This window comes from Sphingomonas sp. LT1P40 (assembly GCF_036663835.1).
Taxonomy (GTDB): domain Bacteria; phylum Pseudomonadota; class Alphaproteobacteria; order Sphingomonadales; family Sphingomonadaceae; genus Sphingomonas.
The window spans coordinates 162,541-189,017 of the sequence record NZ_JAXOJT010000001.1 but is presented as its reverse complement, the minus strand read 5'-3'; the positions used below and the strand labels follow the sequence as shown (position 1 = coordinate 189,017).

The 26,477-nt window shown below is 64.8% G+C and carries 31 protein-coding genes; 15 read left to right on the top strand and 16 right to left on the bottom strand.

Annotated elements, in window-relative coordinates; translation table 11 throughout:
* Positions 1-87 precede the first annotated feature (87 nt).
* Entirely contained in the window at positions 88-1,188 is a 1,101-nt protein-coding gene (gene ychF, locus U1702_RS00955) for a redox-regulated ATPase YchF (RefSeq protein ID WP_332721372.1), read from the top strand.
* A 54-nt stretch (positions 1,189-1,242) separates the two neighbouring features.
* A complete protein-coding gene (locus U1702_RS00950) occupies positions 1,243-2,706 on the top strand; it encodes an OmpA family protein (protein WP_332721371.1) in 1,464 nt (487 codons plus the stop codon).
* Here U1702_RS00950 and U1702_RS00945 read toward each other — a convergent pair whose 3' ends face one another.
* On the bottom strand, positions 2,707-3,567 hold the full coding sequence (locus U1702_RS00945; RefSeq protein WP_332721370.1) for an oxygenase MpaB family protein: 861 nt from the start codon (positions 3,565-3,567) through the stop codon (positions 2,707-2,709). It lies immediately after the preceding gene.
* A gap of 73 nt (positions 3,568-3,640) precedes the next feature.
* Between U1702_RS00945 and U1702_RS00940 the strand changes: the two genes are divergently transcribed.
* The 3 genes from U1702_RS00940 to U1702_RS00930 all read left to right on the top strand — a co-directional run bounded on the left by U1702_RS00940 (position 3,641) and on the right by U1702_RS00930 (position 5,881).
* Positions 3,641-3,973: a hypothetical protein gene (locus tag U1702_RS00940; RefSeq protein ID WP_332721369.1), complete on the top strand. Its 333-nt coding sequence runs from the start codon at positions 3,641-3,643 to the stop codon at positions 3,971-3,973.
* 53 nt (positions 3,974-4,026) lie between these two features.
* Positions 4,027-5,364, top strand: a complete 1,338-nt coding sequence (locus tag U1702_RS00935) for a hypothetical protein (RefSeq protein ID WP_332721368.1) — start codon at positions 4,027-4,029, stop codon at positions 5,362-5,364.
* A gap of 67 nt (positions 5,365-5,431) precedes the next feature.
* A complete protein-coding gene (locus U1702_RS00930; RefSeq protein ID WP_332721367.1) occupies positions 5,432-5,881 on the top strand; it encodes a MaoC family dehydratase in 450 nt (149 codons plus the stop codon).
* Positions 5,882-5,911: 30 nt separating this feature from the next.
* On the opposite strand, the gene U1702_RS00925 is transcribed toward U1702_RS00930, so the two are convergent.
* The 5 genes from U1702_RS00925 to petA all read right to left on the bottom strand — a co-directional run bounded on the left by U1702_RS00925 (position 5,912) and on the right by petA (position 9,864).
* Positions 5,912-6,463, bottom strand: a complete 552-nt coding sequence (locus U1702_RS00925) for a hypothetical protein (RefSeq protein WP_332721366.1) — start codon at positions 6,461-6,463, stop codon at positions 5,912-5,914.
* Between the two features lie 72 nt (positions 6,464-6,535).
* Entirely contained in the window at positions 6,536-7,072 is a 537-nt protein-coding gene (locus tag U1702_RS00920) for an adenine phosphoribosyltransferase (RefSeq protein WP_332721365.1), read from the bottom strand.
* Positions 7,073-7,144: 72 nt separating this feature from the next.
* Positions 7,145-7,972 carry a cytochrome c1 gene (locus U1702_RS00915; protein ID WP_332721364.1) on the bottom strand — a complete coding sequence of 276 codons (828 nt, stop codon included), beginning with the start codon at positions 7,970-7,972 and terminating at the stop codon, positions 7,145-7,147.
* Between the two features lie 15 nt (positions 7,973-7,987).
* Positions 7,988-9,280 (bottom strand): cytochrome b, encoded by a 1,293-nt coding sequence (locus U1702_RS00910; RefSeq protein ID WP_332721363.1) that lies wholly within the window; start codon positions 9,278-9,280, stop codon positions 7,988-7,990.
* 11 nt (positions 9,281-9,291) lie between these two features.
* Positions 9,292-9,864 (bottom strand): ubiquinol-cytochrome c reductase iron-sulfur subunit, encoded by a 573-nt coding sequence (petA, locus tag U1702_RS00905; protein ID WP_332721362.1) that lies wholly within the window; start codon positions 9,862-9,864, stop codon positions 9,292-9,294.
* A gap of 202 nt (positions 9,865-10,066) precedes the next feature.
* Here petA and U1702_RS00900 point away from each other — a divergent pair, with 202 nt between their 5' ends.
* The 3 genes from U1702_RS00900 to U1702_RS00890 are packed head-to-tail and all read left to right on the top strand — an operon-like array spanning position 10,067 to position 12,000.
* Entirely contained in the window at positions 10,067-10,531 is a 465-nt protein-coding gene (locus tag U1702_RS00900) for a tRNA (cytidine(34)-2'-O)-methyltransferase (RefSeq protein ID WP_332721361.1), read from the top strand.
* A 10-nt stretch (positions 10,532-10,541) separates the two neighbouring features.
* Positions 10,542-11,396 (top strand): oxygen-dependent coproporphyrinogen oxidase, encoded by an 855-nt coding sequence (hemF, locus tag U1702_RS00895; RefSeq protein ID WP_332721360.1) that lies wholly within the window; start codon positions 10,542-10,544, stop codon positions 11,394-11,396.
* 4 nt (positions 11,397-11,400) lie between these two features.
* Positions 11,401-12,000 (top strand): GNAT family N-acetyltransferase, encoded by a 600-nt coding sequence (locus U1702_RS00890; RefSeq protein ID WP_332721359.1) that lies wholly within the window; start codon positions 11,401-11,403, stop codon positions 11,998-12,000.
* On the opposite strand, the gene U1702_RS00885 is transcribed toward U1702_RS00890, so the two are convergent.
* The gene (locus U1702_RS00885) at positions 11,964-12,698 is read right to left on the bottom strand and encodes a hypothetical protein (protein WP_332721358.1); all 735 of its coding nucleotides are present in this window, start codon (positions 12,696-12,698) and stop codon (positions 11,964-11,966) included. The genes U1702_RS00890 and U1702_RS00885 overlap by 37 nt on opposite strands.
* Positions 12,695-13,516, bottom strand: a complete 822-nt coding sequence (locus tag U1702_RS00880; RefSeq protein ID WP_332721357.1) for a glycerophosphoryl diester phosphodiesterase membrane domain-containing protein — start codon at positions 13,514-13,516, stop codon at positions 12,695-12,697. Before U1702_RS00880 ends, U1702_RS00885 begins: the two co-directional genes overlap by 4 nt.
* A gap of 89 nt (positions 13,517-13,605) precedes the next feature.
* Here U1702_RS00880 and lipB point away from each other — a divergent pair, with 89 nt between their 5' ends.
* The 3 genes from lipB (at position 13,606) to U1702_RS00865 (ending at position 15,502) form a co-directional block, all read left to right on the top strand.
* A complete protein-coding gene (gene lipB / locus U1702_RS00875) occupies positions 13,606-14,271 on the top strand; it encodes a lipoyl(octanoyl) transferase LipB (RefSeq protein WP_332721356.1) in 666 nt (221 codons plus the stop codon).
* Positions 14,272-14,380: 109 nt separating this feature from the next.
* Positions 14,381-14,650, top strand: coding sequence for a hypothetical protein (locus tag U1702_RS00870; RefSeq protein WP_332721355.1), 270 nt, complete (start codon positions 14,381-14,383; stop codon positions 14,648-14,650).
* Positions 14,651-14,836: 186 nt separating this feature from the next.
* Positions 14,837-15,502 carry a hypothetical protein gene (locus tag U1702_RS00865; RefSeq protein ID WP_332721354.1) on the top strand — a complete coding sequence of 222 codons (666 nt, stop codon included), beginning with the start codon at positions 14,837-14,839 and terminating at the stop codon, positions 15,500-15,502.
* Position 15,503: 1 nt separating this feature from the next.
* Here U1702_RS00865 and queE read toward each other — a convergent pair whose 3' ends face one another.
* The 7 genes from queE to U1702_RS00830 all read right to left on the bottom strand — a co-directional run bounded on the left by queE (position 15,504) and on the right by U1702_RS00830 (position 21,496).
* Positions 15,504-16,136, bottom strand: a complete 633-nt coding sequence (gene queE, locus U1702_RS00860; RefSeq protein ID WP_332721353.1) for a 7-carboxy-7-deazaguanine synthase — start codon at positions 16,134-16,136, stop codon at positions 15,504-15,506.
* Between the two features lie 7 nt (positions 16,137-16,143).
* The gene (gene queC, locus U1702_RS00855) at positions 16,144-16,836 is read right to left on the bottom strand and encodes a 7-cyano-7-deazaguanine synthase QueC (RefSeq protein WP_332721352.1); all 693 of its coding nucleotides are present in this window, start codon (positions 16,834-16,836) and stop codon (positions 16,144-16,146) included.
* A 54-nt stretch (positions 16,837-16,890) separates the two neighbouring features.
* On the bottom strand, positions 16,891-17,292 hold the full coding sequence (locus tag U1702_RS00850) for a DUF3617 domain-containing protein (protein WP_332721351.1): 402 nt from the start codon (positions 17,290-17,292) through the stop codon (positions 16,891-16,893).
* Between the two features lie 50 nt (positions 17,293-17,342).
* On the bottom strand, positions 17,343-18,266 hold the full coding sequence (locus tag U1702_RS00845; protein ID WP_332721350.1) for an Hsp33 family molecular chaperone HslO: 924 nt from the start codon (positions 18,264-18,266) through the stop codon (positions 17,343-17,345).
* 81 nt (positions 18,267-18,347) lie between these two features.
* Complete coding sequence (gene argF, locus U1702_RS00840; protein ID WP_332721349.1) at positions 18,348-19,274, bottom strand: ornithine carbamoyltransferase; 927 nt, start codon at positions 19,272-19,274, stop codon at positions 18,348-18,350.
* A 66-nt stretch (positions 19,275-19,340) separates the two neighbouring features.
* Positions 19,341-20,537 (bottom strand): aspartate aminotransferase family protein, encoded by a 1,197-nt coding sequence (locus tag U1702_RS00835; RefSeq protein WP_332721348.1) that lies wholly within the window; start codon positions 20,535-20,537, stop codon positions 19,341-19,343.
* Positions 20,538-20,650: 113 nt separating this feature from the next.
* A complete protein-coding gene (locus U1702_RS00830; protein ID WP_332721347.1) occupies positions 20,651-21,496 on the bottom strand; it encodes an ABC transporter permease in 846 nt (281 codons plus the stop codon).
* 62 nt (positions 21,497-21,558) lie between these two features.
* Between U1702_RS00830 and U1702_RS00825 the strand changes: the two genes are divergently transcribed.
* Positions 21,559-22,245 carry a GcrA family cell cycle regulator gene (locus U1702_RS00825; RefSeq protein WP_332721346.1) on the top strand — a complete coding sequence of 229 codons (687 nt, stop codon included), beginning with the start codon at positions 21,559-21,561 and terminating at the stop codon, positions 22,243-22,245.
* A gap of 72 nt (positions 22,246-22,317) precedes the next feature.
* Here U1702_RS00825 and U1702_RS00820 read toward each other — a convergent pair whose 3' ends face one another.
* Entirely contained in the window at positions 22,318-23,163 is an 846-nt protein-coding gene (locus tag U1702_RS00820) for an outer membrane protein (protein WP_332721345.1), read from the bottom strand.
* 155 nt (positions 23,164-23,318) lie between these two features.
* Between U1702_RS00820 and parE the strand changes: the two genes are divergently transcribed.
* Genes parE through U1702_RS00805 form a run of 3 tightly spaced genes read left to right on the top strand, consistent with a single transcriptional unit; the run spans position 23,319 to position 26,477 of the window.
* Positions 23,319-25,304, top strand: coding sequence for a DNA topoisomerase IV subunit B (parE, locus tag U1702_RS00815; RefSeq protein ID WP_332721344.1), 1,986 nt, complete (start codon positions 23,319-23,321; stop codon positions 25,302-25,304).
* 58 nt (positions 25,305-25,362) lie between these two features.
* Complete coding sequence (locus tag U1702_RS00810) at positions 25,363-25,890, top strand: RNA polymerase sigma factor (RefSeq protein WP_332721343.1); 528 nt, start codon at positions 25,363-25,365, stop codon at positions 25,888-25,890.
* Positions 25,887-26,477, top strand: coding sequence for a hypothetical protein (locus U1702_RS00805; RefSeq protein ID WP_332721342.1), 591 nt, complete (start codon positions 25,887-25,889; stop codon positions 26,475-26,477). Before U1702_RS00810 ends, U1702_RS00805 begins: the two co-directional genes overlap by 4 nt.

The window sequence follows — 26,477 nt, the reverse complement described above, 5'->3', positions numbered from 1 at the left end:
CCTCGACCGGCGGGCTTTTTCGTGGGTCTGGCCTTTTGCGCCGTCGCGGCCTATTTGCGCGCCTTTCCAGAATTACAGGACCGGATCATGGGCTTTCGCTGCGGCATCGTCGGCTTGCCGAACGTCGGCAAATCGACGCTTTTCAACGCGCTGACGCAAACGGCGGCGGCACAGGCGGCGAATTATCCGTTCTGCACGATCGAGCCCAATGTCGGCAACGTCGCAGTGCCCGATCCGCGCCTCGATTCGCTGGCAAAGATCGCGGGTTCGGCGAAGATCATCGAGACGCAGCTGGGTTTCCTCGACATCGCCGGACTGGTGCGTGGCGCGAGCAAGGGCGAAGGTCTGGGCAACCAGTTCCTGGGTAACATTCGTGAGGTGGATGCGATCGTCCATGTCCTGCGCTGTTTCGAGAATGACGACATCCAGCATGTCGACAACAAGGTCGATCCGATTGCGGACGCCGAGACGGTCGAGACCGAATTGATGCTGTCCGACCTGGAGAGCCTGGAGAAGCGCGTCCCGGCGTTGCAGAAAAAGGCGACGCAGGGCGACAAGGATGCGAAAATTGCGGCATCGGTGCTGGCGCAGGCGCTGGATCTGTTGCGCGAAGGCAAACCCGCGCGGCTGACCGTGCCGAAGGACCCCGACGAGAAACGCGCGCTGGCGCAGGCGCAACTCATTACCGCCAAGCCAGTGCTGTATGTGTGTAACGTCAACGAAGAGGATGCCGCGAACGGCAATGACTTCTCCGCACGCGTGTTCGAAAAGGCCAAGGCCGAGGGCGCGCAGGCCGTCGTCGTCTCAGCCGCGATCGAGGCTGAGATCGCAACGATGCCAGCGGAAGAGCGCGGCGAATTCTTGGCCGAACTGGGGCTGGAGGAAACCGGCCTGACGCGCGTGATCCGCGCCGGATATTCGCTGCTCCATCTACTCACCTTCTTCACCGTCGGGCCAAAGGAAGCGCGCGCCTGGACCACGCATGTCGGGGCCAAGGCGCCACAGGCGGCGGGCGAAATCCACACCGATTTCGAGCGCGGCTTCATTCGCGCGGAAACCACCGCGTTCGACGATTTCATCAAGTATAACGGCGAAGCGGGCGCGCGCGACAACGGCAAGCTGCGCAGCGAAGGCAAGGAATATGTCGTGCAGGACGGCGACGTGATGCTGTTCCGCTTCAACGTCTGATTCCGATAGAATCGCGGGGTTTCGCCGCGCGCCGCCGCCCGGCATAAGCGGGCGATGAGCCTGTGGATGTCCGCCGCCGCGATCTGCATCATGCAGACAACGCCCGGCGCGGTGCGTGCCGACGATCCCGGGCTGGTAATCGGGGCACCGGGCGCGGATGTCGCGTCGCCAGCCGCGCTGGACGAGGACACGCCGGAGATTGCCGCATTGCGCGACAATGATCGCGGGGTCTTGCTGTTGTCGAACGGCGGTGCCGACGCGTTCCAGGCAGGCGACCTGTTGACCCAGGCCGTGGCGGCGAAGCGCCCCGGAGCCGGCGATGCGGTGTCGCGTTATAATCTCAGCCAGTTCCTGACCAACGAGAGCAAGTTCGCCGAAGCTGAACTGATGCAGCGCGCGGCACTCGCCGATCTGTCGGGCCGGTGGCGTGCCGACGATCCGCGGCTGGCAACGATCAAGCTCGGCCTCGCGCGGTCGCTGGCCGCGCTGGGTCAGGCACCCGAGGCCGAATTGCTCGCGCGCGAGGCGATTGCGGCGTTGGCGGCCCGCGGTTGCACGGAAAGTACGACGATGGCCGACGGGCTGACGCTGCTCGCCGGGTTCGAGCGGGATCGCGGCAAGCTCGATTCGGCCGAAGCTGGATACCGCGCCGCGATTGCGATCGGCGAACGGCTGCTGCCCGCAGCCACGCCGGCGGAGGATGAGGCCCCCAGCCCGCGCGCCGCAGCGCAAGCCCGCCGCTTCGCCGCGCTTGCCCGGCTGCTCCTCACGCAGGATCGCAAGGTCGAGGCGCTGGCGCTGGCTACACGCAGCGTGGCGCTGGGGCCGTATGAGATCGAGGCGCAGTTTGCGCTCGGCCTGGTCCGGCTGGGCATGGGCACACGCGATGCCGCGACGTTGCGGTCGATCGCACAGGGTCTGGATGCAGGCGCTTTCGCCGGTGGCGAAGTCCGCACCGACGTCATTGACGGTCGCGCGCGGCTGGCGCGCTGGCTGGCGGCGGATAATCCCTATCAGGGATGGGTGCAGATCCGGCAGGCGCAGCGCGGGTTGGGCGAGCGCATGGTGGCGGAGGCCGTGACCGCGGAGGATGCCCGCCGGCTGAGCATGCAGTTCGCGGGCACCCAGCGCGCGACGATCTATGCCGCGTGGCAGGCAGCGCGTGCCGCCGCGCCGATATGGGACCGCGACTTCACGATCTATTTCGACATCGACCGCAGCGAGATCAACCCGAGCGCCGCAATGGTGCTGGACGCTGCTGCCGCGACGTGGCGTCGGGTCGGTGGCGAGATATTGGTCGAAGGGCATCTCGATCGGCGCGGAACCCCCAATTATGACGTCGGCCTGTCCGACCGGATGGCGAGCGCGGCGAAGCGCTATCTGGAGGAGCGCGGCGTCCCGGCGATGGCGATCAGCACGATCGCCTTTGGCCAGAGTCGCCCGGCGGTCGCCACGGCGCGCGGGGTGCCCGAACGCGCAAATCGCCGCGCGGTGATCCGCATCGGCCCGGCAAGCTAGTCAGCGACTCCCCACCCCAGCACCGAACGCCCAGCGAAACGTCCGCGCAATCGCCAGCGTCGACCCGCGCACCAGCGGCACCGCGACGAGCGGGCGTTTCAGATCGTGCATTGCGCGCGCCCATGACGGGAGCAGGTCTACTGCGGCGGCGAAGATCGCCGCCTGGGCCGGGGCGACGGCGAGGTTGGGCGCGGGCTGGGCGAGGACGAAGTGGGCGACTTCCCGTGTGCGGGCATCGACCGCGAGTTGCGGGCGCATGCGGGCGATCAGCGCTTCGGCCTCCGCCTTGCTGCGCGGGACCGGGTCGGCACCGAGCGCTTCGGCGATGCGGGCGGTTTCGGCGAAATAGATATCCTCCTGTGCCGGGGTCAGCGGGACGCCGTAGCGCTGCCACGCGGCGAGGAAGCACCACATCTCCGTCACATGGACCCAGGCGAGCAGGTCGGGGTCGTCGGCGCGATAGGGGGTGCCGTCCTGTAGCGTGCCGCCGATGCGTTCGTGGACTTCGCGGACCTTGGCGATGGCGGCTTCGGCACTCCCCCGTTCGGCAAAGGTGGTCACCGCGATGAAGCGCGCGGTACGGCGCAGGCGGCCGAGCATGTCGGTGCGAAACGCGCTGTGGTCCCACACGCCGGCCAGCACCGCCGGGTGCAGCATCTGAAGCAATAGCGACGCGACGCCGCCGACCATCATCGTCGTGACATCGCCATGCACGCGCCAGGTGACTGAATCGCGCGCGAACAGCGCATCGTCGCTGCGCTGAACCGGGGTTTCGCCCTTGTCCTGATCGTTGAAGGTGCGGCGCACCACCCCGATCAGGCGCGCGCGCAGTCCGGCGACGGGATTGGGAGCGGATGGCATCCGCTGTCAGGTAAGACGCCGGCGATGAACCGGCAAGGTTGGCGAAGCGGCCGATGGCGGCTATGGCGCGCGGATGATCGCCCGGTTGATCCTGATGCTGGCGCTGTTGTTCAGCACCCTGCCCGCCCCGGCGGCGGCGGCTCCGGCATGTCATGATGCGGCGATGGCGGAGATGGGGACGGCGGACATGGCGATGGATCATGCCGCGCCCGCCCCCGTGCCGGAGCCCGACCGGATTCCAAAGATGGGCAACATGCTGTGCGTGGGATGCATCGCCCCCGCGACGCTGCGCGTGCCGCAGGTCGAATCGCAACGCCGCCTGATAGGCGAGCATGGCGCACCACCGCTCGACACGGGGCTGCACGCGCCCGCTGGACCGCCAGAGACGCCCCCTCCGCGCGCCTGATACCGACGCGGGGCATGCCCCGACGCATCTGGACCAGACACGGAGTTTTTTACATGAAGATGAGCGTATCGCTCGCCGCCCTGTTGGCGGCGACGTCGTTGCCCGTTGCGGCAACGGCACAGGATCATAGCGGACATATCATGCCCGCCCCTGCCCCCAAACCGACACCGGCCCCAACGCCGGTTCCCACGCCGACGCCGACACCCGCACCGCTGCCGCATCAGCATCACGCACCGAAAGCGGAGGCAGCCGAGGACAACGCCGCCATCGCCTCCGGCACCGCCTTACTCCCCGCTGCCGAGAGCGGGATGCATGACGGGCTGCATCTTATGGCCGGGGAGTGGATGATTATGGGCCATGGCTATCTGTGGGGCGCGGTCACCGATCAGGGCGGGCCGCGCGGCGACGATATGGCGTTTATCCAGTCGATGGGAATGGTCACTGCCGCCCGCGACCTGAACGACACGACACGGATCGAATTGCGCACGATGTTCAGCCTGGAGCCGCTGATGGGCAAGCGCGGCTATCCCAATCTGTTCGCGGCGGGCGAGACCGCGAACGGTCGCGCGCTGGTCGACCGGCAGCATCCGCACGATCTGTTCATGGAGCTGGCGGCACGGCTGGAGTTGGACGTCAGCGAGAGCACGACCGCGTTCCTTTATGGCGGGCCGGTGGGCGAGCCTGCGCTGGGGCCGCCCGCCTTCATGCACCGGCGATCGGCGCGGTATCAGACGATGTCGCCGATCGCGCATCACTGGTTCGATTCGACGCATATTACCTATGGCGTGGTCACGGCTGGCGTGCGCGGGCGGACGTTCCAGCTGGAAACATCGGCGTTCAAGGGGCGGGAGCCGGACGAGGAACGCTGGGGCTTCGATCCAATCAAGCTAGATTCGTGGAGCGTGCGCGGGACATGGACGCCATCGCCAAACTGGGCGGCACAAGTGAGTTTCGGGCGGCTGGAAAGCCCGGAGGCGCTGCACGGTGACGAGGATGAGGCGCGCACCACCGCCAGCGTGCATTATGCGAAGGGCGGGCTGTCGGCGACGATCGCCTTCTCGGCCAAGAACCGTTTGCCCGGGCCGACACTCACCGCGTGGGTGGCGGAGGCGAACTGGGATATCGACGCACGCCATACCGTGTTCGCACGCGGCGAAATGGTCGAGAATGACGAGTTGTTTCCCGACCATTCGCATCCATTGCACGACCGGCGGTTCCGGGTCGGGCGGCTGGAGGGCGGCTATGCCTATCGCATTCCGCTGGCGAAATCGGTCAATCTGGCACTGGGCGCGAGCGCGGCGACCTATTTCAAGCCGGGTACGCTCGACCCCTTTTACGGCGAGTCGCCGGTCAGCGTGACGGGGTTCGCAAAGCTGTCATTGGGGTCGTGACGGGAGCGGGCGGGGAGCGATCCCCGCCCCTCTTGCCAAAACCCGGTTTCAGTCCGAAACTGATCCCATGATATATTTCGACGATCTGGAAGTGGGCGCGACGGCGTCGTTCGGCAGCTATCATGTGACGCGCGAGGAATCGCTGGCTTTCGCCGAGAAATACGACCCGCAGCCCTTTCATTTGTCCGACGAAGAGGCTGCAAAAACGCATTTCGGGCGGATGTCGGCAAGTGGTTGGCACACGTGCGCAATGGCGATGGCGATGCTGGTCGAGCAGATGAAGGCGCATCCGCAGGCGAGCCTGGGCGCGGCGGGAATCGACGAGTTACGCTGGCTGAAACCGGTGTTTCCCGGCGACACGCTGCGCTGTGAAACCGAATTGCTTGAGAAAAAGGCGTCGGAGAAGCGACCCGAAATGGGCAGCACGCGCAGCCAGATGTTAGTGTTCAATCAGCATGACGAGAAGGTGCTGAGCTTTATCGCGCGCGGATTGCTTGCGCGGCGACCGGCGGGCTAACCCACCGGCCGCACACGCACCCCGCTGAAGTCAGCGTGGACGGCGGTCGCGGCGGTCCTGCCGGTTTTCACGGCGAAGCTCGCGGCGGTCCTGACGGTATTCGCGGCGATAGTCCCGACGATCATCGCGGCGCTCCGCACGAGCTTCGGGACGCGTTACCTGACCATTGCGATAGGCTTGGCGGTCGCCGCGACGGTCTTGCCGATAGTCGCGATTGTCCTGACGGCGATCCTGCGCGAATTCGCGCCAGTTCTGGCGAATGTCGCGCGGGGCACCACGCCAGTTCGAGCGACGACCTTCCCAGTAACGCTGCTGATCGCGGTTCCACCGGATCGGCCGGCGGTCGCGCCCGTACACATAATAACCGGTGCCGGGGTAGTAATAATCGCCCTGCCAGCCCCAATAGGCGCTTCCATAGCTGGCACCGCCATAGCCATAATCGTCGTCATAATAGCCGCCGCCATAGCCACCGCCGCCATAGCCGACCGAGACGCCGGAACTGCCATAGCCATCGGTGCAGGCCGAAACGCCAAGCGCCGCCGCACCGATCAGGCCGACAGTAACGATACGTGGAATATACATGATACGCTCTCCACGGGCGTGCTTCGAGCCGCCCAACCGTTTGAAAACGGGGGAGAAGGTGAATCGGTTCCGTTAATGCCCCGCGAAGCCCACCAACGTCGTGACGTGAATGCCCTCGGCCCGCAGCGCATCGGCACCGCGCAATTCGGGCAAGTCGATGACGAAAGCCGCCTCCGTCACTTGTGCCCCGGCTTTGCGCAACAGTCGCACGGCGGCGCGGGCGGTGCCGCCGGTGGCGATCAGGTCGTCGATCAGCAGGATGCGCGCGCCGGGGGCAAAAGAATCGGCATGGATCGCGATGCGGTCAGTGCCATATTCCAGCGTATAGTCTTCGGTGAGGGTGGCGCCGGGCAGCTTGCCGTCCTTGCGCACCAGCAGCACCCCTGCCCCCAGCGCCAGCGCGACCGGCGTGGCGAAGAGGAAGCCGCGCGCCTCGATCCCCGCGACCAGATCGACTTGACCCTCGACTGCGTCGACGATCCGCTCGACCGCGCGCGCAAGGCCGGCGGGGTCGAGCAACAGCGTGGTGATGTCGCGGAACATGATTCCGGGCTTGGGAAAATCCGGGATCGTGCGGATCAGCGCGCGGAGATCGTCGTTCGAGTTCATCGGTCGGTTCCCCAAGCAAACGGCCCGGGAATCGCTTCCCGGGCCGTTCGGTTTCGTGTCGGCGTTACCCGATCAATGCTTCAGATTGCGCCAGATGCTCTTGTACGCACCATAGGTCAGGAAGCAGAAGATCAGCAGGAAGATTACCGTCGCCAGACCAGCGGTCTTGCGCGCCTGAAGCTTCGGCTCCGCGGTCCATGCGAGGAACGCGGCAACGTCCTTGGCATAATTATCGACCTTGGCCGCCGTGCCGTCCGAATAGGTGACCTGACCGTCCTTGAGCGGCGGTGCCATCGCCAGGTTGAGCGTGGCGAAATAAGGGTTGAAGTGCAGGCCGGTCGGCGTTTTTGCTTCCGGGAACTCCTTGAGCAGCGCAGCAGGCTGTACCTGATAGCCGGTCAGCAGCGAGTAAATATAGGCCGGGCCATTGTGGCGCGCCTTGGCCATCAGCGACAGATCCGGCGGGATCGCGTTGTTGTTGGCGGCGCGGGCGGCGACGTCGTTGGCATAGACCAGCGGGAACTTGTCCGAGGGCAGACCGTCGCGGGTTGCGGCTTCACCGGTGTCCGGGTTCACCGAAGGAACCTGAAAACCCTTGGCCAGCGTCTTTACCTGACCCTCGTCATAGCCGAGCGCCTCGAGATCGCGGAACGACACCAGCCGCAGCGAGTGACAGGCGGCGCACACTTCCTTGTACACCTGAAGCCCGCGCTGAAGCTGGCGATTGTCATACTTGCCCAAGAAGCCGTCGAACGAGAACTTGGTCTCTTTCGCGTGCTCGTGGAATTCATGCTCCGCCGTCGGCGCAACCTTCATTCCGTTCGAGAGCGTGTCCCAGATGCCGAACAGCAGGGCGGCAACGAAGCCCAGCCCGACCAAGCCGCCAAGAATGCGAACCATTTTATCCAGTCCCTCTTATTCGGCAGCGATTGCGGTTTGTGCAGGCGAAGTGCCGCCCTTGCCCGCGAGCACCGCTTCGGTGATCGAGTTGGGCAGCGGACGCGGACGCTCCATCGCCGACACAATCGGCAGGATCAGCAGGAAGTGCATGAAGTAATAGGCGGTGGCGATCTGACCGATCAGGATCACCCAGGGCGACGGCGATGCGCCGCCGATGTAACCCAGCACCAGTACGTCAATCAGCAGGATCCACAGGAACCAGCGATAGGTCGGGCGATAGTTCGCCGAACGCACCGGCGACGTGTCCAGCCACGGCAAGAAGAACAGCAGCAGGATCGCCCCGAACATGGCGAGCACGCCCCACAGCTTCGCCGGGATCCACAGGAAGTCGAAGGTGAACGACTTCAGGATCGCGTAGAAGGGCAGGAAATACCATTCGGGCACAATGTGCGCCGGCGTCGAAAGCGGGTTGGCCGGAATGTAATTGTCCGGATGGCCCAGCAGGTTCGGCGAGAAGAAAATCAGCAGCGACAGGATCAGCAGCGCCACGCCCACACCCACGCCATCCTTGGCGGTATAATAGGGGTGGAACGGCACCGTATCCTGCTCGCTCTTCACTTCCACGCCGGTCGGGTTCGACGAGCCGGGAATGTGCAGTGCCCAAATGTGGAGGATGACCACACCGGCGATCACGAACGGCAGCAGATAGTGGAGCGAGAAGAAGCGGTTGAGCGCGGCATTGTCCGGCACGTAACCGCCCAGCAGCCACACGCGGATCGTCTCACCCACCCCCGGTATCGCCGAAAAGAAGCCGGTGATGACCTGTGCGCCCCAGAAGCTCATCTGACCCCATGGCAGCACGTAACCCATGAACGCGGTGGCCATCATCAGCAGGAAGATGACGACGCCGAGCAGCCACACCATTTCGCGCGGTGCCTTGTACGATCCGTACCACAGGCCGCGCGCCATATGGATATAGACGACGAGCAGGAACATCGACGCGCCGTTGGCGTGCGCATAGCGGAAGAACCAGCCGCCATTCACGTCGCGCATGATATGCTCGACGCTGTCGAATGCGATGCCCGCATTGGCGGCATAATGCATCGCCAGCACGATGCCGGTGACGATCTGAAGCACCAGGAACAGGCCGGCGAGGATGCCGAAGTTCCAGAAATAATTGAGGTTGCGCGGCACGGGATAGCCCGCGCCGACCGCGTTATAGACGAAGCGCGGAAGCGGCAGACGATCGTCCACCCACTTCATCAGCGGATGCTTCGGCGTGTATTGCGTTGCCCAGGGAAAGCTCATGCCATCTACCCTCAGCCGACCCGGATCGCGGTGTCGGAAATGAACTCATAGTCGGGAACCGCCAGGTTGGTCGGTGCTGGCCCCGTGCGGATGCGACCCGCCGTGTCGTAGGCCGAACCGTGACACGGGCAGAAATAGCCGCCGAACGGCCCCTTGTTCTCGCCCTCGCCAGCACCCAGCGGCACGCAGCCCAGATGGGTGCAGACGCCCAGCGTGATCAGCCAGTTGGCCTTGCCCTCCTTCGTCCGCTGCGCAAGCGTCTGGGGATCGCGCAGGGTATCGACGGCGACGGCGTTCGCCTCGTCCATTTCCTTTTGTGTCAGGTTGCGCACGAACAGCGGCTGCTTCAAAAAGCTGGACTTGATCGCCTGACCCGGCTGGATCGCCGACACGTCGAGTTCGGTGGTCGACAGCGCGAGCACGTCGGCCGACGGGCTCATCTGGTTGACCAAAGGCAGCGCAATCACGCCCGCGCCGACGCCCGCCCATGCGACCGCACCGATCGCGAGATAGTCGCGGCGACGCGGATCGGCCGGCGCGTCGACCGCGTCACCTGGAGGAACAGCTTCATCAAGCGTTGCCATGCATCAGCCCTTGCACTTCAAAACACGTGGGGCGCTGAAAAACGCCCCCTAAATCCGGATGCGGTACAGCGCGCGAACGCCATACCATAGTCCCCCGGTGCCCCCGGTGACTGCGCGGCCTGATAGACGCCACATGCGGGTTTTGCCAACCGCCTTTTTGCCCGACTTGTCGTGGGGGCCGCCCCTGCCCTACGGAAGCTGGATGCGCATCGCCCTGTTCCAGCCCGATATTGCCGGAAACGTCGGTGCCGTGCTGCGCATCGGCGCGTGTCTGGCGACCCCGGTCGAGCTGATCGAACCGATGGGATTCGCGTGGGACGACAAGCGCGTGGCGCGAGCAGGGATGGACTATATCGACCATGTGCAGGTGACGCGGCATCAGGGATGGGATGCGTTTGCGGCGCAGGCGACCGGGCGAATCGTGCTGCTGACGACCAAGGGTGCGACGCCGCTGCACGATTTTGCGTTTCTGCCCGACGATATCCTGTTGTTCGGCAGTGAGGGCGCGGGCGCGCCGGAACATGTCCATGAGCGGGCGGACGCTCGCGTGTTCATTCCAATGGCGGCGGGGATGCGGTCGATGAACCTGTCGGTATCGGCGGGAATCGTGCTGGCGGAGGCGTTGCGGCAAACCGGCGGGTGGCCTTTGCCCGCCAAAATGGATTAGGGCGCGCGCCATGCTGACGCTCGATACCCAACAATCCACCGCCCGTAGCTGGTTCGAGAGCCTGCGCGACCAGATCTGTGCCGCGTTCGAGGCGATCGAGCGCCAAGCCGGGTCGGATGCGAGCTTCGAGTACACGCCATGGGATCGCGTCGATCCATCGGGCGAGCCCGGCGGTGGCGGTGTTCGGGGCGTGATGAAGGGGAAGGTGTTCGAGAAGGTCGGGGTCAACGTCTCCACCGTCGGCGGCATGTTCGAGGGCGAATTCGCCAAGTCGATCAACGGCGCGAGCGAGGACCCGCGATTCTTTGCGACTGGCATCAGTCTGGTTGCGCATATGGCCAACCCGCATGTGCCCGCCGTGCATATGAACACGCGGTTCCTGGTGACGACGAAGCGCTGGTTCGGTGGGGGCGCGGATTTGAACCCGCCGATCCCGTATGAGGCGGATACGGCGGATTTCCACGCGGTGCTTAAAGCGGCGTGCGACGCGCATGATCCCGCGCATTATCCGCGCTTCAAGCAATGGGCGGACGATTATTTCTGGATTCCACACCGCAATGTCCATCGCGGGGTTGGCGGGATTTTCTACGATCATCTGGCGAGCGACGAGACGGATGATTGGGACGCCAATTTCGCGTTCACGCAGGATGTCGGCCGCGCGTTTCTGGAGACCTATCCGGCGATCGTGCGGCGACGGATGGGGATGGATTTTAGCGATGCCGACCGGGCGCGGATGCTGGCATGGCGCGGGCGCTATGCCGAATTCAACCTGGTCTATGATCGCGGCACGCTGTTCGGGTTGAAGACCGGGGGCAATATCGATGCGATCCTGATGAGCCTCCCGCCGGTCGCTACATGGGCCTGAAGCCATGGGATTGATTGGGGTGAAACCCGGCGAGGTGGCAGCGGTCGTCACCAGCCTGGAGATGCTGGAGCGGCCGCGCGCGCGCCCGCTGCCCGAATCGGCGCTGCGGCTGGTGCGGTGGGAGCGCCCTGCCCCCGACAAGTACCGCACGCTGTTTCGCCGGGTGGGCGAGCCGTGGCTGTGGTTCTCGCGCCTCATCATGGACGACGACCGGCTGGAGGCAATCATCCATGACGATGGAATCGAGATTTACGCGGTGGTTGATCCGCGCGGAATCGAGATCGGGCTGCTGGAGCTCGATTTCCGGGTGCCGGCGACGTGCGAGCTGTCATTTTTCGGGCTGGTGCCCGAACTGGCGGGCAAAGGACATGGCCGCTGGCTGATGGCACAGGCGCTGATGCGGGCATGGCGCAGCGGCGTGACGCGGGTGTGGGTCCATACCTGTTCGCTGGACCATCCATCGGCGCTGGGATTTTACCGCGCGTCGGGCTTTACGGCCTTTGCACGCGCGGTCGAGACCTTCGCCGATCCGCGCCTGTCAGGCCATCTGCTCCGCGAGGCGGCCCCTCATGTACCGCTGCTGGACCCCGCCAGCCGGCGATAGGCGGCAACGCGGACGAGGGTGAAGGCGGCATAGGCCAGCGCCGCCCCCGCCGCGACCGGCACCAGCAGGATCGCCTGCGCCAGTTGGCCGCCACCCGCCAGCGCGGTCAGCATCTGGACGAGGATCAGCAGCGCCAGCGCGGCTGCGCCGGTGATGATGACGACACCCATGCCCAGGATCGCGATTCGCCAGCCATTGCCCGCGCTGGATTTGAACCCGCGCTCGATCGCGCCTAGCAGGCCGCGTTCGGGTTCGGCGGCATAGGCCGGCCCCATCAGCCAGGTGCGCCCGAAGATATAGAGGCCGGGGATCACGAACAGCGCGAAACCAAGCTGCATCAGCGCGCCATTGGCGAAACCGAGCAGCACGAAGGGCAGCAGGCGCAGCGCGGATGCCTGCAACAGCTCCCGCACCGACAGGCCGCGTTGCAGGAACAGGTTGAGCAACGCCAGCGTACCGAGATCGAGCGCGACCGTTATCAGCAACAGCCACACCAGATTGGCGCTGTAGAAGGCGGTGATAATCGCGCGCATCTGCTCCGGCGTCGCCGCTTCCGGCACCGCCAGCCCGCTCGCCAGCATCGCCAGCGCCAGGATCGGCAGCAGGTAGAACACGCCGGCGATGCGCAGGACGAGATCGCGGTCCGAACGCCACAGGGCCGCAGCGTCGGCAAGCGCGCTGCCGATGGAAAGGGTCATGGGGCGGGCGTTGCCTCGCGCGCCAGCAGCGCCACGAACAGCTTCGCGGTGAAGGCGGTGCCCAGCACGGTGAAGGCGGTGGAGACCGCCCCACCGACGATGGTGGTCAGCACGGTCGCCAGCGACAGCCCGCCATCGCCACGTCCGGCGACCAGATACATGATCGCACCGAACGCGCTGGTCGCAGCCAGATTCGCCACGATCGCCACGATTCCATAGAGCAGGATCACGCCGACGATCTTGAGTGCGACGCCACGCGTGAGCGACCATGACCGGGAAACTGCACCGAGCGCGACCCGCTCACCAACGATCACCGGCAGCGTCACGACAAGCCGTGCGAAGATCCACAGCAACAGCGGGATCAGGATCAGGCCGTAAAGCGTGAGCCACATTCCGGCTCCCGGGGGAATCTCGGGCATCGACCCCGGAGCGACCGAAGCGAAGTTCACGCCACTAAAGGCGAGGATCACCCCGACCGGGATGGCCAGCAGAAGCATCGCCACCACGAGGACGACCATCACCAGCAGCGCCGCCGGGAAACGCCGCGTTGCCACGCTGGTCGCGCTCTTGCTCAGGCTCGGGTCGATCGCCAGCGCCGTGATCGCCAGCTGGCCCCAAAATGTTACCAGCGCCAACAGCAGTGACCCGATGCCAAGCCCCGCCGAAAGGCCGGGAGTCGCGCCCTGCTGCAATTCGGTGACGTTGGCGCTGACCACGGCCGGCACGAAGATCGCCAGCAACGCGATTGGCAGGATCGTACCCAGATTGTCGCTCAAAAACTCGGCTGTCCGGTCCCAGACATTGCCCATGCTGATCATATCACACCCCTCGTTCCAGTCTGTTAGCCGATCAATTTGCCCCGCGCCACTGGTTGCGAAGGAAACGTTGTTGGCGCATCGGGGGCGTGATGGAATCGAAGCATGGGATTGAATGGCGGGTGGCGGACGGGCGTGTGCCCTATCCTCTTGCGCTGGCCGAGATGGAGGCGCGCGTCGCCGCGATTCAGACGGGCACGGCGGATGAGCTGATCTGGCTGCTCGAACATCCGCCGGTCTATACCGCGGGGACCAGTGCCGATCCGGCCGAGCTGATCGACCCGCGCTTTCCGGTGTTTCAGACGGGGCGCGGCGGACGCTACACCTATCACGGACCGGGGCAGCGCGTCGGTTATGCGATGCTCGATCTGTCCCGGCGCAACAAGGATGTGCGCTGTTACGTCCACGCCCTCGAAGGCTGGGTGATCGCGGCGCTGGGGGAATGCGGCATCACCGCTTTTCGCACCGAGGGGCGGATCGGCATCTGGACCCGCGACGGCGGGAGCGAAGCAAAGATCGGCGCGATCGGCGTGCGCGTGCGGCGCTGGGTGACGATGCATGGCTTTGCCGTAAACCTTGACCCCAACCTCGCCGATTTCGGGGGCATCGTGCCATGCGGGCTGCCCGAATTCCCGGTCACCAGCGCCGCCGCGCTGGGAAAGGACATCACACCTGCAACCTTTGATGCCGCGCTTGCGTTATCACTCCCGGCCTTCCTGAATGCGCTGGGCGGTCCCTGTAACGACACCACTCCCTGAAATGAGGCCAAAACAAGGCTTGAGGGCGCGGCACGAAGCGTTTATGTCCACCACGATTGGGATAAACCGGCTGGATGCCGCCCAAGACCATTATCCAGGAGCCTAAATTATGCGTTCACTCTTCACCAAGGCCGTTGCCGGTTCGATGATTGCCAGCGCCGCACTGCTGGTTTCCGCCTGCGGCGAGAAGACCGAGAACACCGTCGACAACACGGCCGTCATGGACGTGAACCAGACCGATCCGGTGCTAGACGGCACGACCAGCGACAACATGACCATGGTCGACGGCGCGACGGGCAATGACATGGGCATGGCCAACGACACGATGTCGATGGGCAATGACACCATGGGCGGCGACAGCATGGGCAACGGCATGTAATTCGCCACTGGCGATTTGCATCTGCGTTGGGGCCGCTCGGGCAACCGGGCGGCCCTTTCGATTCCGGGCCTCCCGGTTTCCGCGGCTTTTTGCGGAGCCGGAACGAAGCCGGGACAAAAAGCGCTTGGGGACAGGATGAAAAATCCGTAACCCCATTGCATAAGTATTGCGTTCAAGAGGGTCAGGATGCTGATTTCACGGTTGGTTTGCGCGTCGATCGGGGCGGCGGCACTGTTCGGCGCAGTCCCTGCGTCGGCGCAATTCTATTTCAAGGGGCCGGACATCAGCGGCCCGCGCGTGACCGGTGACGAGCCGGGCATTCTGGTCCAGCCGTTTCCCGACGCGACGCGCGCGGAACTTCGCGCCGCAATGGTGTGGAACATGCGCGCCGCGCTGAACGTCGCGGCACTGCAATGCCAGTTCGCACCGACGCTGTTGACGCTGCCCAATTACAATTCGATCCTGAAGGATCACGCGACCGAGCTCAACGATTCCTATGCCATACTGACCAAATATTTTCAGCGCACGATCAAGACGCCAAAGGCGGCGCAGGCGGCGCTCGATCAATATGGCACGCGCGTCTATTCCAGCTTTTCGGCGGTGCATGCGCAGTTGACCTTTTGTCAGGCGGCGCATTCGGTATCGCAGCAGGCGGTGTTCACCCCGCGCGGCAATTTCGGGGATCTCGCCGCACTGCGGCTGCGCGAGGTGCGCAACAGCCTGATCCGCTGGGGCGAGCAGCAATTCCCCTATATGTATCACGCGTCGCTGCCCGGAAATCCGAAGTTCGGCGACGAAAAATGCTGGCGCAAGGATATTTACGAACCCGCACGCTGCGTGCCGAAGCGGTAATTTAACGCAGGCCTAACGTCTTGTGCGCCTGTAATGTCAGGCGCCATTGCGGGCGTTCCAGCGCGAAATCGACGGCCGCCTGAACATTGGCGGCCGCATTCGCATCGTCCATCGGCTGGATCAGGAAATGGGCGAAGTCCCATCGTTCGAGCGCCGCGACATCGGTGCCGGACTGCGGCCAGACCAGTTTCAGTTCGTCGCCCGATCGCTGGACAACCTTACTGCCCGCCTTGGGGCTGATGCACACCCAGTCGATTCCGGGATGGATGGGCAGCGTGCCGTTGCTCTCAATCGCAATGCGAAAGCCGCGTGCGTGCAGCGCATCGACCAGTGCGTCGTCGATTTGAAGCATCGGCTCGCCCCCGGTCAGCACGACGAAACGGTTTACATGGCCATCGCCCCAGAACCCCGCCACCGCATCCGCCAACGCCCCGGCATCGGGGAACTTGCCGCCGCCCAGCCCGTCGGTACCGACGAAATCGGTGTCGCAGAATTTGCACACCGCGCTCGCCCGGTCCTGTTCGCGCCCGCTCCACAAATTGCATCCGGCAAAGCGCACGAACACCGCACGCGCGCCGGCATTCACGCCTTCGCCCTGAAGCGTCAGGAACATTTCCTTGACCGCATAGGTCATCGGCCGCTTACCTCAGAAATTCGGCGTAACGGGTGGGATCGGGCACGCCCGCCTCTTCAAACCCCTTGGCGCGCAGACGGCAGCTGTCGCACACGCCGCAATGCACGCCGCCCGGTGCGGGGTCATAGCATGACCAGCTGAGGCCCAGATTCAGTCCCAGTTCCATGCCCCGGCGGACGATATCGGCCTTGGTCATATCCTGTAACGGGGCGCGGATGTGGAAGGGCTCGCCCTCGACCCCGGCCTTGGTCGCCAGTTCGGCGAGCTTTTCAAACCCTGTAATGAATTCGGGGCGGCAATCGGGATAGCCCGAATAATCGAGGGCGTTGACGCCGATAAACAGGTCGCGTGCGCCCAGCGCTTCGGCCCAGCCGAGCGCGAGGCTGAGGAAGATCGTGTTGCGCGCGGGGACATAGGTGACGGGGATGTCGGTCCCCACCCCGCCCTTTGGCACCGCGATATCGGCGGTCAGCGCCGATCCACCGAACAGCGACAGATCGAGCGGGAGCACGACGTGGCGCTCCGCACCCAATATGCTGGCGATGCGACGGGCGGCGGCCAGTTCGACATGATGCCGCTGGTTATAGTCGATCGACAGCGCGAACAGGCGATAGCCGTCGGCGACCGCGCTGGCGGCGGAAACGAAAGAGTCGAGGCCGCCCGAGATCAGGGCGACGGCAATTTTTGAAGGTTCGGTCATTCATGCCCGGCTATCGGCTTTGCCGCATCGCGGCAAGCACAGGGTCATCGCGCGCTACTTGCACGCGCCGGAGCGGCGACCTTCATATTCCTCGGTAAAGGGCAGGCCGCGGCTGATTCCCTGTGTCTCGATGCGGACGAGACGCGGCGTTTCGACCGTGATCCGCGTGTCGCCATTGCCGACGCCGGGGCAGCTATAGGTAACGCGCCCGCCATTCGCGCCATTTTCCACCACGAAGCGCGAGCATGATACGCCGCGATGGCGAAGTTGCAGCAGCACTTGCGGATCGGAAATGCAGATCGAACGGGTCGAACCGTCCGGCGCACGCAGCTGCCACTCGCCGCGCTCGATCCCGGCCAGGGCGGTAAGCGCACCCGTCTGTGCCACGGCCGCATAGCCGACCGCCGTTGTCGCCAACAGCGCGAGGGGAGCGATAAGGGATACGATCTTGCTCATTTCACCGCTCCCCTAGCACGATTCGGCTTTCAATTTGCTGACAATTTCGGTTACGCAACGGAATCGACAGTGATCGGAAATTTTGTCGCGCAGAAGGCACAATCGACGGTGATGACGCCATCTTCCGCCATTTCGGCGCGATCGCCCGGCGAAAATTTGGCGAGGACGCCCGCGATATAATCGGGGTCACAACGGCAACCCCTCACCAGATCGACGCCGCCCTGAACGCGAACCTCATCTTCTTCGTTGAACAGCCGCCAGACCAGCCCTTCCAGCGGAAGCAAGGGGTCGGCAAGTTCGTCGGCACCCATCGTGCCACCCAGCGCCTCGACATGCTCCCATTCGGGATGATCGAGCTGCGCATGAAGACGCTCACGGCCATCCTCGCCCTCCGGCAAATGCTGGAGGAACAGGCCTCCGGCGACGCACCGCCCCTGGGCGTCGCGGCCGATGCCGAGCCGCACGAGGCTGGGGATTTGTTCGGACTGGCGGAAATAACTCTCCGCCGCTTCGGCCAGCGAGCCACCGTCGAGCGGAACGATGCCTTGGTAGCGTTCGCCACTCGTCACCTGATCGAAGGTGATGGCGAGGAAGCCTTGGTTGAACAGCGCGTAGAGCGACGGGTTCTTGCCCAGTTGCGCCAACCGCTCGGCATCGAACTGGACATAGCCGCGCAGCTCACCGCCCTTGTAATCGCACACCAGCAGGCTGACGATCCCGGCCCCCCGCCCCGCCGGCGTCTGCGCCTGAAGCGTCAGCTGTCCCGCGGCATCCTTCAGCGTCGAGCCGAGCAACGCGGTCAGCGTCAGCGCCTCCGCCAGCAACCGCTCGATCGGCGGCGGATAGGCGTGCGCGGTCAGGATCGCGTCCAGCACCGGCCCCAGCCGCGCGACGCGCCCGCGCGCGTCGCGGTGCGGCAAGGTGAAGTTGACGGTGCGGTCGAGATCGGTGGGGGCAGGGTTGAGAGTCGTCACAAATTCACTTTCGTCCTCCCCGCGAAGACAGGGATGACGGCTTAAGTGGGTGGTGACCCGGTTGCCTTCAACAGCAACCGATCAGGGTGCGATCTGTCCGAAGCACCAGCGCAAGATCGCCTTTTGCGCATGCAGGCGGTTTTCCGCCTCGGGCCAGATCAGCGATTGCGGGCCGTCGATCACCTCCGGCGTGACCTCCTCGCCGCGATGCGCGGGGAGGCAGTGGAGGAATTTCGCGTCGGGCTTGGCCTTTGCCATCAGCGTGGCATCGACCTGATAGGGAGTAAGCGCCGCCAATTTCGTTTCAGCATGAAGCTGGCCCATCGAGATCCAGGTGTCGGTAACGACGATGTCGGCACCGGCAACGGCCTCTGCTGGATCGTTGACGACACGCGCGCGGCCCTTGCCCCGCGCCATCGCGGCGTCGGGCAGCGCGAAGCTCTGGGGACAAGCGGCGACCACATCGAAATGCATCAGCCCCGCCGCCTCGACCAGCGAAGCGAGCACATTGTTGCCGTCGCCGAGCCATGCGACCTTCAGGCCGGGGAGCGCCTTGCCGCTTTCCAAAATGGTCTGGAGGTCGGCCATGATCTGGCAGGGGTGGCTGTCGTCGGTCAGGCCGTTGATGACCGGAACCGAGGCATATTCGGCCATTTCCAGCAGCTTGGCGTGATTGTCGGTGCGCACCATGATGGCGTCGCAATAGCCGGAGAGGACACGCGCGGTGTCGGCGACGGACTCGCCGCGTCCGAGCTGACTGCTGGCGGAATCGAGGACGACGGCGCTGCCGCCGAGCTGGCGGATCGCCATGTCGAAGCTGACGCGGGTGCGGGTCGAGCTTTTCTCGAACACCATCGCCAGCGTGTGGCCCGCAAGCGGGGCGTCGGCATCGACGCGACCCTTTGGCCAGCCGGTGCGCGCCGCCTTACGATCAATCGCATCGGCGAGGATTGCGGCAATGCCGTCGGGTCCGGCGTCAGTGAGGGACAGGAAATTGCGGTAGGTCATGGGACAAATCCCTCTCCGCCCGTCCCCAGCGACAGCGGGGACGAACGGCTCGTTTCAATTATGCAATCAGTCGTCCGCCAGCGGCGCATAGCTGCGCGCGCCTGCGCTCAGCCGCTCGACGCACTCGGCGATATGGGTTTGGTCGATCACCAGCGGCGGGAGGACGCGGAAGACGTTCTCGCCTGCCGCGACCGTCAGCAGCCCGTGATTGTCGCGCAGATGCGCCACGAAATCGCGCGCGACCGCCGGTTCCTTGAGCTTGATGCCGAGCATCAGGCCCTTGCCGCGAATCTCGTCGAACAACTGATCGTGATTGGGAATCATCTGCTCGAACGCCTGTCGCAGCCGGTCGCCCATCTTCTCGACGCGCTCGAAAAAGCCGTCCTCCAGCATCACGTCGAGCACCGCCATGCCCGCTGCCATCGCCAGCGGGTTGCCGCCATAGGTGGAGCCGTGGGTGCCGAACACCATCCCCTTCGCGGCTTCCTCGGTCGCCAGACACGCGCCGAGCGGGAAGCCGCCGCCGATGCCCTTGGCCACGGTCATGATGTCGGGGGTGATCCCGTAATGTTCGTGCGCGAAGAATTTGCCGGTGCGGCCATAGCCGCACTGGATTTCGTCGAGGATCAGCAACATGCCGCGCTCGTCGCACGCCTTGCGCAGCCCCTGAATGAACTCGGACGTGCCGGCGGTCATCCCGCCCTCACCCTGCACCGTTTCGACCATGAACCCAGCGGTATCGTCGTCCACCAGCGCCAGCGCGGCGGCGAGATCGTTGAACGGGGCATAGTCGAAACCGGGCAGCAGCGGCTCGAACCCGTCGCGCATCTTCGCCTGATTGGTCGCCGAAATCGCCGCGATGGTGCGTCCGTGAAAGGCGTTGTTGAAGGTGATGATCTTGGTCTTGTTCGGGTTACCCGACACATAATGATAGCGGCGCGCGGTCTTGATCGCGCACTCGATCGCCTCGGCGCCCGAATTGGTGAAGAACACCGTGTCGGCGAAGCTGTGATCGACGATACGCTGCGCCAGCGCCTCACCTTGGGGACTGCCGTAGAGGTTCGACACGTGCATCAGGGTGGCGACCTGCTCCTGCAGCTTCGCTGTCAGATGCGGGTGGCCGTGGCCGAGCGCGTTGACCGCGATGCCTGCGGCGAAATCGAGATATTTCTCGCCTCGCTCCCCAATCAGCCAGCAGCCCTCGCCTCGCACCGGACGCACATCGCACCGCGGGTAAACGGGCATGAGCGGGGTGATCGACATCGAACTGCTCCTTTCGGGACTTGAGGATTGCTCCGGAAATACAAAAAGGCGGCCCAACCGGACCGCCCGGAGCGAGCTTTTATCGTCACCGCAACGACGCGGCAACCCCGCACCTAATTCTTGATGTTCCAGCCCGAGCGCAGCAGCGCGTAGCACAGCAAGCCAAGCGCGATGTCGATGCCGAGGATGACGACGCTGCCGACCAGGATCGGCGAGTCCGCCGCGTCGAGAAAGCCGTAGCGAAAGCCCGAGATGATGTAGAAAAACGGGTTGGCGTGGCTGATCGCCTGAAATGTCGGCGACAGGCGATCGACCGAGTAAAAGGTGCCGGACAAGAGTGCGAGCGGCGCGACGACGAAATTGGTGACGGCCGCGGCGTGATCGAACTTCTCAGCCCAGATCGACGTCAGCACGCCAAGCAGCGCCAGAAACAACGCACCGAGAAAGCCGAACCACAGGATCGCCCATAGATGATGCGGCGTGACATGCACCCCCGGCCACAGCGCCATCGCCAGCCACACTGCCCCGCCGACGCAAAAGGCACGGGTCACCGCCCCGCCCGCCAGTGCAGCCAGCAATTCGCCCGTGGAGAGCGGCGGCATCAGATAATCGACGATCGTCCCCTGAATCTTGCCGACCAGCAGCGAGAAGCTGGCATTGGCGAAGGCATTTTGCAGCATCGCCATGACGATCAACCCCGGCGCGATGAAATCGGCGAAGTGAATCGGGCGTCCGTCGAGCGTTACGGTGCGTCCGCTGCCGCCCAAAGCGACGCTGAAAACCACCAGAAACAACAGGGTCGTGACCGCCGGTGCCCAGATCGTCTGGAGCTGGACCTTGAAGAAACGGCGTACCTCCTTCACATATAGCGTCCAAAGCCCTCCCCAATTCACGTTGCGGATGACCGGAACGCCGGGGGCGGACATCGATGTTTCATGCGGTTGGGGTTGTTCAGGCATGGTTATGCCGGGTAATCGCTGCGGCACCTCCCGGCAACGGGATGATTCTTTAAGGACGACAAATGAGCTGGACCGACGAACGGATCGAGACGCTGCGCAAGATGTGGGACAGCGGCCTGACCGCAACGCAGATTGCCGAGGAACTGGGCGGCGTCAGCCGCAACGCAGTGATCGGCAAGGCGCATCGGCTGGGCCTCGCCTCGCGCCCGTCGCCGGTGAAGCCCAATGCGGCGACGGTGGAGGCGAAGGCCGCGCCCGCCTCGCCACCAGCTGCTGCCGCGCCGCCACCGGCGCCAGCGCCAAAGCCAGTGCCCAAGGTTGCGGCAGCGCCCGCGCCTGCACCCGAACCCGAAATCGACGATGAGGATGACGGCGACGACGCCGCCCCTGTTGCCGCGCCTGTGCGCGAAGGGCCGGTGATGCGTTCGGTCGGTCCTGGCGGCTTCATCCGCCAGAATCCGGGCGAGCAATCGCCGCCGATCACTCCGGCCCCGCCCCGCCGACTGGTCCCGGCCAAGCCGAGCAAGGAAATCGAGGGCAAGACCGGCTTGCTCGACCTGAACGACCGCATCTGCAAATGGCCGCTGGGCCATCCGGGCGAGCCGGACTTTCATTTTTGCGGCGACAAGGTGAACCCAGGCTTCCCATATTGCGTGGCGCATTGCGGCCATGCCTATCAGGCACAGCTTCCCCGCCGCGACCGCCGCCCGCCGCCGCCGATGCCCTATGGCGGCCCGCGCGTTCGCTGAGAACGGCATACTCAACAAGAAAAGGCCGGCGGATCGCTCCGCCGGCCTTTTTTGTTTGCCGTCTGCGCCCGCTTAGAAGCGGAACGCCGCCGTCGCGCGGAGCGAGTGGAAGTCGAACCGGTCACTGCTGCGACGGAAGTCCGCACCGCCGGCCAGAACGAACGGGTTGGTCGCACCCGCCGTGCCGTTGCCGACATTCACGCGCGACTCATCGTCGTTATAGCGGCTGTAGAGATATTCGACGCCGATCGAGAAGTTGCTGCCCAGCTTCTGCTCGAGACCGCCGCCAGCCTGCCAGCCCCACACCATGTCGTCGCCCGACACCGCGAACGAATTCGCGCCGTTGCCGGTGGTGAAGCTGCTGCCGAGCTTGGCATAAGCACCGCCGCCGGTACCATAGACCAACGTCTGCGGACCGACCGCATAACCGGCGCGGGCACGCAGCGCGGCGTTCCAGTCGAGTTCGCGGGTCATGGTGTAGAAAGCCGGGGTAGTGCTGAACGCCGACACGCTGTCGCTGATCTGCGACTTGCCGAACTCACCGACCAGGCCGACGACAACGCCGCCGAACTGCTTGTCGAAACCGACGCGGGCGTAATATTCGATGTCGTCCTTGTCGTTGACGCACGAATTGTTGAGGTTCGAGGTTGCCGCGCCGTTGCAGAAACCGGGCGAGAAGGCATTTGCGCTTGCAGGCGGGGCCGTGGTGATCGTGTCGCCGAAGCTGCCGTTGCGGCCCGCGTCGAAGACGATGCTCTCACCGATATCGTTGTTCTGAACGGTGTAGCCGACCGAACCGCCGACATAGAAACCGGTGAACTCTTCGTCGGACGCCATATCCTGCGCATAGGCCGGGGCCGAGACAGCAGAGAGGGCAAGGACGCCGGTGGCGGCGCCCATCAAATTACGCATACGCATGTGTAGGAAACTCCAGTTGGTTACACGCTCAATTGCGGGTTCGATAACGGTGCACCGCCGTAATGGTTTCGCCTAATCGGGTGAAAGCTGGTTTATGTTGCATTGCGGCAACACCATCGCTTGCTCGCAGCTTGCGGAACGATATAGCAACACGCATGTCCTCCGACCTTTTCCAGCCCGGTTCCGCCACCCCCGAAAACACCTATGACGCCTCGTCGATCGAGGTGCTGGAGGGGCTTGAACCCGTCCGCCGCCGCCCCGGCATGTATATCGGCGGGACCGACGAGCGCGCGCTCCACCACCTTGCCGCCGAGGTCATCGACAATGCGATGGATGAGGCGGTGGCGGGCCATGCCACGCGGATCGAGATCGAGCTGGCACCGGGCAACCGGCTGACCGTCGTCGATAACGGGCGCGGCATTCCGGTCGATCCGCACCCCAAATTTCCGGGTAAGTCGGCGCTGGAGGTGATTCTTTCCACGCTGCATTCGGGCGGCAAGTTCAACGGCAAGGCCTATGCCACGAGCGGCGGTCTGCATGGCGTGGGCGTTTCCGTGGTCAACGCGCTGTCGGTGGACACGGTGATCGAGGTCGCGCGCGACAAGCAGCTTTATCGCCAGCGCTTCAGCCAGGGGCAGACGCTGGGGCCGATCGAGCATCTGGGCGGCACCCCCAACCGGCGCGGCACCAGCGTCGCGTTCACGCCGGACCCCGAGATTTTCGGGCCGGAGATGCAGTTCAAGCCGGCGAGGCTGTATAAGCTGGCGCGGTCGAAGGGGTATCTGTTCGCGGGCGTCGAAATCCGCTGGAAATGCGCGCCGGAACTGATTTCCGACGAGACGCCCGCAGAAGCGGTGTTCCAGTTTCCAGGCGGGCTGGCCGATCATCTGCGCGAGCAAATCGGGACGCGCGAGGGTGCGACCGCCGAGTTTTTCGCAGGACGGCAGGACTTTCCCGGCGAAGCACAGGGCAGCGTCGAATGGGCGGTGTCATGGCCGCTGTGGAGCGACGGCAGTTACAGCTGGTACTGCAACACCATCCCGACGCCCGATGGCGGCACGCACGAACAGGGGCTCAGGCAAGCGCTGGTGCGCGGCATCCGCGCGTTCGGCGAGCTGGTGGGGCAGAAAAAGGCCAAGGACATTACTGCCGACGACATCATGGTCGGCAGCGAGTTGATGCTGAGCGTTTTCATCCGCGAACCGCAATTCCAGAGCCAGACCAAGGACCGGCTGACCTCACCCGAAGCCGCGAATCTGGTCGAAAAAGCGGTGCGCGACCATTTCGACCATTTCCTGACCGACCGGATGGATCGCGGCAAAGCGCTGCTGAACTACGTGCTGGAGCGCATGGACGACCGCCTCCGCCGCAAGCAGGAGCGCGAGATCAAACGCAAGACCGCGACCAGCGGGCGGAAATTGCGTCTGCCCGGCAAGCTCACCGATTGCTCGGCCAACGATCCGGCGGGGACAGAGCTGTTCATCGTCGAGGGTGACAGCGCGGGCGGCAGCGCCAAACAGGCGCGCGACCGCAAGACGCAGGCGATCCTGCCGATCCGCGGCAAGATATTGAACGTGGCATCGGCGACCAGCGCGAAGATCGGCGCAAACAGCGAGATCGCCGACCTGACGCTCGCGCTGGGTTGCGGGACGCGCAAGGACTGCCTGCCCGACAATCTGCGTTACGAGCGCGTCGTCATCATGACCGACGCGGACGTGGACGGCGCGCATATCGCCACGCTGTTGATGACGTTCTTCTTTCAGGAAATGCCCGACATCGTCCGGCGCGGGCATCTCTATCTGGCGCAGCCGCCGCTCTATCGCCTGACGGCGGGGGCGAAGTCGCTCTACGCCCGCGACGACGCGCACCGGGCCGAGATCGAGGCGGGACCGTTCAAAGGGCGCAAGGTCGAGGTGTCGCGGTTCAAGGGGCTGGGCGAGATGAACCCGGGCCAGCTGCGTGAAACGACGATGGACCCGAAGACCCGCAGTATGCTGCGCATCACCCTGCCGCAGGAATATGAGGAGCGCGCGGGCGTGAAGGATCTGGTCGATCGGCTGATGGGCACGAACCCGGCGCACCGCTTTGCGTTCATTCAGGAGAATGCGGCACGGCTGGACGAGGACGCGATCGACGCGTGAAGAAAAGTTTTTTCACCTAGGCCTGTAAGAACGCCGCGAACCCCGCGACTAAAGGGGCATGAACGGGGACGACACCAGCATCGCACAGGATCGGCTCTACGCCGATGCCAGCGCCGCGCATGCCCCGGCGATCGCCCGCCTGGCCCGTGCGGTGGAGGCGGACGGGGACCGCGCCCGCGATCTGGAGCAGGACATTCATCTGGCGCTGTGGCGCAGCTTTGCCGGTTTCGACGGGCGCTGCAGCATCGGCACCTGGACCTATCGCGTAGCGCACAATGTCACCGCGACTCATGCGTCGCGCGGTGCGCGGTCGGCGAAGCTGGTCACGCTGGAAGATGCCGAGGCGCTGACCGCGCCGGGCGACCCGGAGGGCGACGCGAGCAATGCACAGTTGCTCGACCGCGTCCGCATGCTGATCGCCACGCTCAAGCATCCCGACCGCAGCGTGATCCTGCTCTATCTGGAAGGGCTGGACGCCGCCGCGATCGGTGAGGTTACCGGGCTTTCCGCCGGCAATGTCGCAGTCAAGATTCACCGCATCAAGGCGATGCTGGCCAGCCATTTCGCAGAAGGGACTCCCGCATGACGGACCCGATCGTCAAGCTGTGGACCGCACAGCAGAGCGAGGCGCGCGGCCTGTCGCGTGCCGAGCTGGAGCAGCGGGAGGCCGTTCTGCGCCGCCGCGTGTTTCGCCGCGACATCGTCGAATATGCGGCGGGTGCCCTCGTCATCGCCGCCTTTGGCCGGATCGGCTTCACCACGCCCGACTGGGGTGTCCGCATCGCCAGCGCGGTGCTGATCGCAGGTACGCTGCTGGTGATGTGGAATTTGTGGCAGCGGCGTCCGAAGGACGATCCCGCCGCGCTCGCCCGCGATGCCCACGCGCATTACCACGCCCGGCTGGTCGGACAGCGCGATGCGCTGGCCAGCGTCGGCCGCTGGTATCTGGGGCCCATGGTGCCGGGCATGATCCTGTTCCTCGCCGCTACGATGCGGGCCATTGCGCAGACCATGCCGCTGTCCGCTTCCTTTGCCGTGGGGGCCGTGGCTGCGGCGATCGTCGGTGGCATCTTCTGGGGCGTGTGGTGGCTCAACGCCCGCGCCGCCCGCGCACTCGACACCGAAATCGCCGCGCTCGACGCAACCGCCGATCCCGTTATCACCCGATCCTGA

What these genes read in the sequence shown, in the direction of transcription:
- ychF (WP_332721372.1), top strand. Translation starts at nt 88, where the DNA reads ATGGGCTTTCGCTGCGGCATCGTCGGCTTGCCGAACGTCGGCAAATCG.
- U1702_RS00950 (WP_332721371.1), top strand. Translation starts at nt 1,243, where the DNA reads ATGAGCCTGTGGATGTCCGCCGCCGCGATCTGCATCATGCAGACAACG.
- U1702_RS00945 (WP_332721370.1), bottom strand. Translation starts at nt 3,567, where the DNA reads ATGCCATCCGCTCCCAATCCCGTCGCCGGACTGCGCGCGCGCCTGATC.
- U1702_RS00940 (WP_332721369.1), top strand. Translation starts at nt 3,641, where the DNA reads ATGATCGCCCGGTTGATCCTGATGCTGGCGCTGTTGTTCAGCACCCTG.
- U1702_RS00935 (WP_332721368.1), top strand. Translation starts at nt 4,027, where the DNA reads ATGAAGATGAGCGTATCGCTCGCCGCCCTGTTGGCGGCGACGTCGTTG.
- U1702_RS00930 (WP_332721367.1), top strand. Translation starts at nt 5,432, where the DNA reads ATGATATATTTCGACGATCTGGAAGTGGGCGCGACGGCGTCGTTCGGC.
- U1702_RS00925 (WP_332721366.1), bottom strand. Translation starts at nt 6,463, where the DNA reads ATGTATATTCCACGTATCGTTACTGTCGGCCTGATCGGTGCGGCGGCG.
- U1702_RS00920 (WP_332721365.1), bottom strand. Translation starts at nt 7,072, where the DNA reads ATGAACTCGAACGACGATCTCCGCGCGCTGATCCGCACGATCCCGGAT.
- U1702_RS00915 (WP_332721364.1), bottom strand. Translation starts at nt 7,972, where the DNA reads ATGGTTCGCATTCTTGGCGGCTTGGTCGGGCTGGGCTTCGTTGCCGCC.
- U1702_RS00910 (WP_332721363.1), bottom strand. Translation starts at nt 9,280, where the DNA reads ATGAGCTTTCCCTGGGCAACGCAATACACGCCGAAGCATCCGCTGATG.
- petA (WP_332721362.1), bottom strand. Translation starts at nt 9,864, where the DNA reads ATGGCAACGCTTGATGAAGCTGTTCCTCCAGGTGACGCGGTCGACGCG.
- U1702_RS00900 (WP_332721361.1), top strand. Translation starts at nt 10,067, where the DNA reads ATGCGCATCGCCCTGTTCCAGCCCGATATTGCCGGAAACGTCGGTGCC.
- hemF (WP_332721360.1), top strand. Translation starts at nt 10,542, where the DNA reads ATGCTGACGCTCGATACCCAACAATCCACCGCCCGTAGCTGGTTCGAG.
- U1702_RS00890 (WP_332721359.1), top strand. Translation starts at nt 11,401, where the DNA reads ATGGGATTGATTGGGGTGAAACCCGGCGAGGTGGCAGCGGTCGTCACC.
- U1702_RS00885 (WP_332721358.1), bottom strand. Translation starts at nt 12,698, where the DNA reads ATGACCCTTTCCATCGGCAGCGCGCTTGCCGACGCTGCGGCCCTGTGG.
- U1702_RS00880 (WP_332721357.1), bottom strand. Translation starts at nt 13,516, where the DNA reads ATGATCAGCATGGGCAATGTCTGGGACCGGACAGCCGAGTTTTTGAGC.
- lipB (WP_332721356.1), top strand. Translation starts at nt 13,606, where the DNA reads ATGGAATCGAAGCATGGGATTGAATGGCGGGTGGCGGACGGGCGTGTG.
- U1702_RS00870 (WP_332721355.1), top strand. Translation starts at nt 14,381, where the DNA reads ATGCGTTCACTCTTCACCAAGGCCGTTGCCGGTTCGATGATTGCCAGC.
- U1702_RS00865 (WP_332721354.1), top strand. Translation starts at nt 14,837, where the DNA reads ATGCTGATTTCACGGTTGGTTTGCGCGTCGATCGGGGCGGCGGCACTG.
- queE (WP_332721353.1), bottom strand. Translation starts at nt 16,136, where the DNA reads ATGACCTATGCGGTCAAGGAAATGTTCCTGACGCTTCAGGGCGAAGGC.
- queC (WP_332721352.1), bottom strand. Translation starts at nt 16,836, where the DNA reads ATGACCGAACCTTCAAAAATTGCCGTCGCCCTGATCTCGGGCGGCCTC.
- U1702_RS00850 (WP_332721351.1), bottom strand. Translation starts at nt 17,292, where the DNA reads ATGAGCAAGATCGTATCCCTTATCGCTCCCCTCGCGCTGTTGGCGACA.
- argF (WP_332721349.1), bottom strand. Translation starts at nt 19,274, where the DNA reads ATGACCTACCGCAATTTCCTGTCCCTCACTGACGCCGGACCCGACGGC.
- U1702_RS00835 (WP_332721348.1), bottom strand. Translation starts at nt 20,537, where the DNA reads ATGTCGATCACCCCGCTCATGCCCGTTTACCCGCGGTGCGATGTGCGT.
- U1702_RS00830 (WP_332721347.1), bottom strand. Translation starts at nt 21,496, where the DNA reads ATGCCTGAACAACCCCAACCGCATGAAACATCGATGTCCGCCCCCGGC.
- U1702_RS00825 (WP_332721346.1), top strand. Translation starts at nt 21,559, where the DNA reads ATGAGCTGGACCGACGAACGGATCGAGACGCTGCGCAAGATGTGGGAC.
- U1702_RS00820 (WP_332721345.1), bottom strand. Translation starts at nt 23,163, where the DNA reads ATGCGTATGCGTAATTTGATGGGCGCCGCCACCGGCGTCCTTGCCCTC.
- parE (WP_332721344.1), top strand. Translation starts at nt 23,319, where the DNA reads ATGTCCTCCGACCTTTTCCAGCCCGGTTCCGCCACCCCCGAAAACACC.
- U1702_RS00810 (WP_332721343.1), top strand. Translation starts at nt 25,363, where the DNA reads ATGAACGGGGACGACACCAGCATCGCACAGGATCGGCTCTACGCCGAT.
- U1702_RS00805 (WP_332721342.1), top strand. Translation starts at nt 25,887, where the DNA reads ATGACGGACCCGATCGTCAAGCTGTGGACCGCACAGCAGAGCGAGGCG.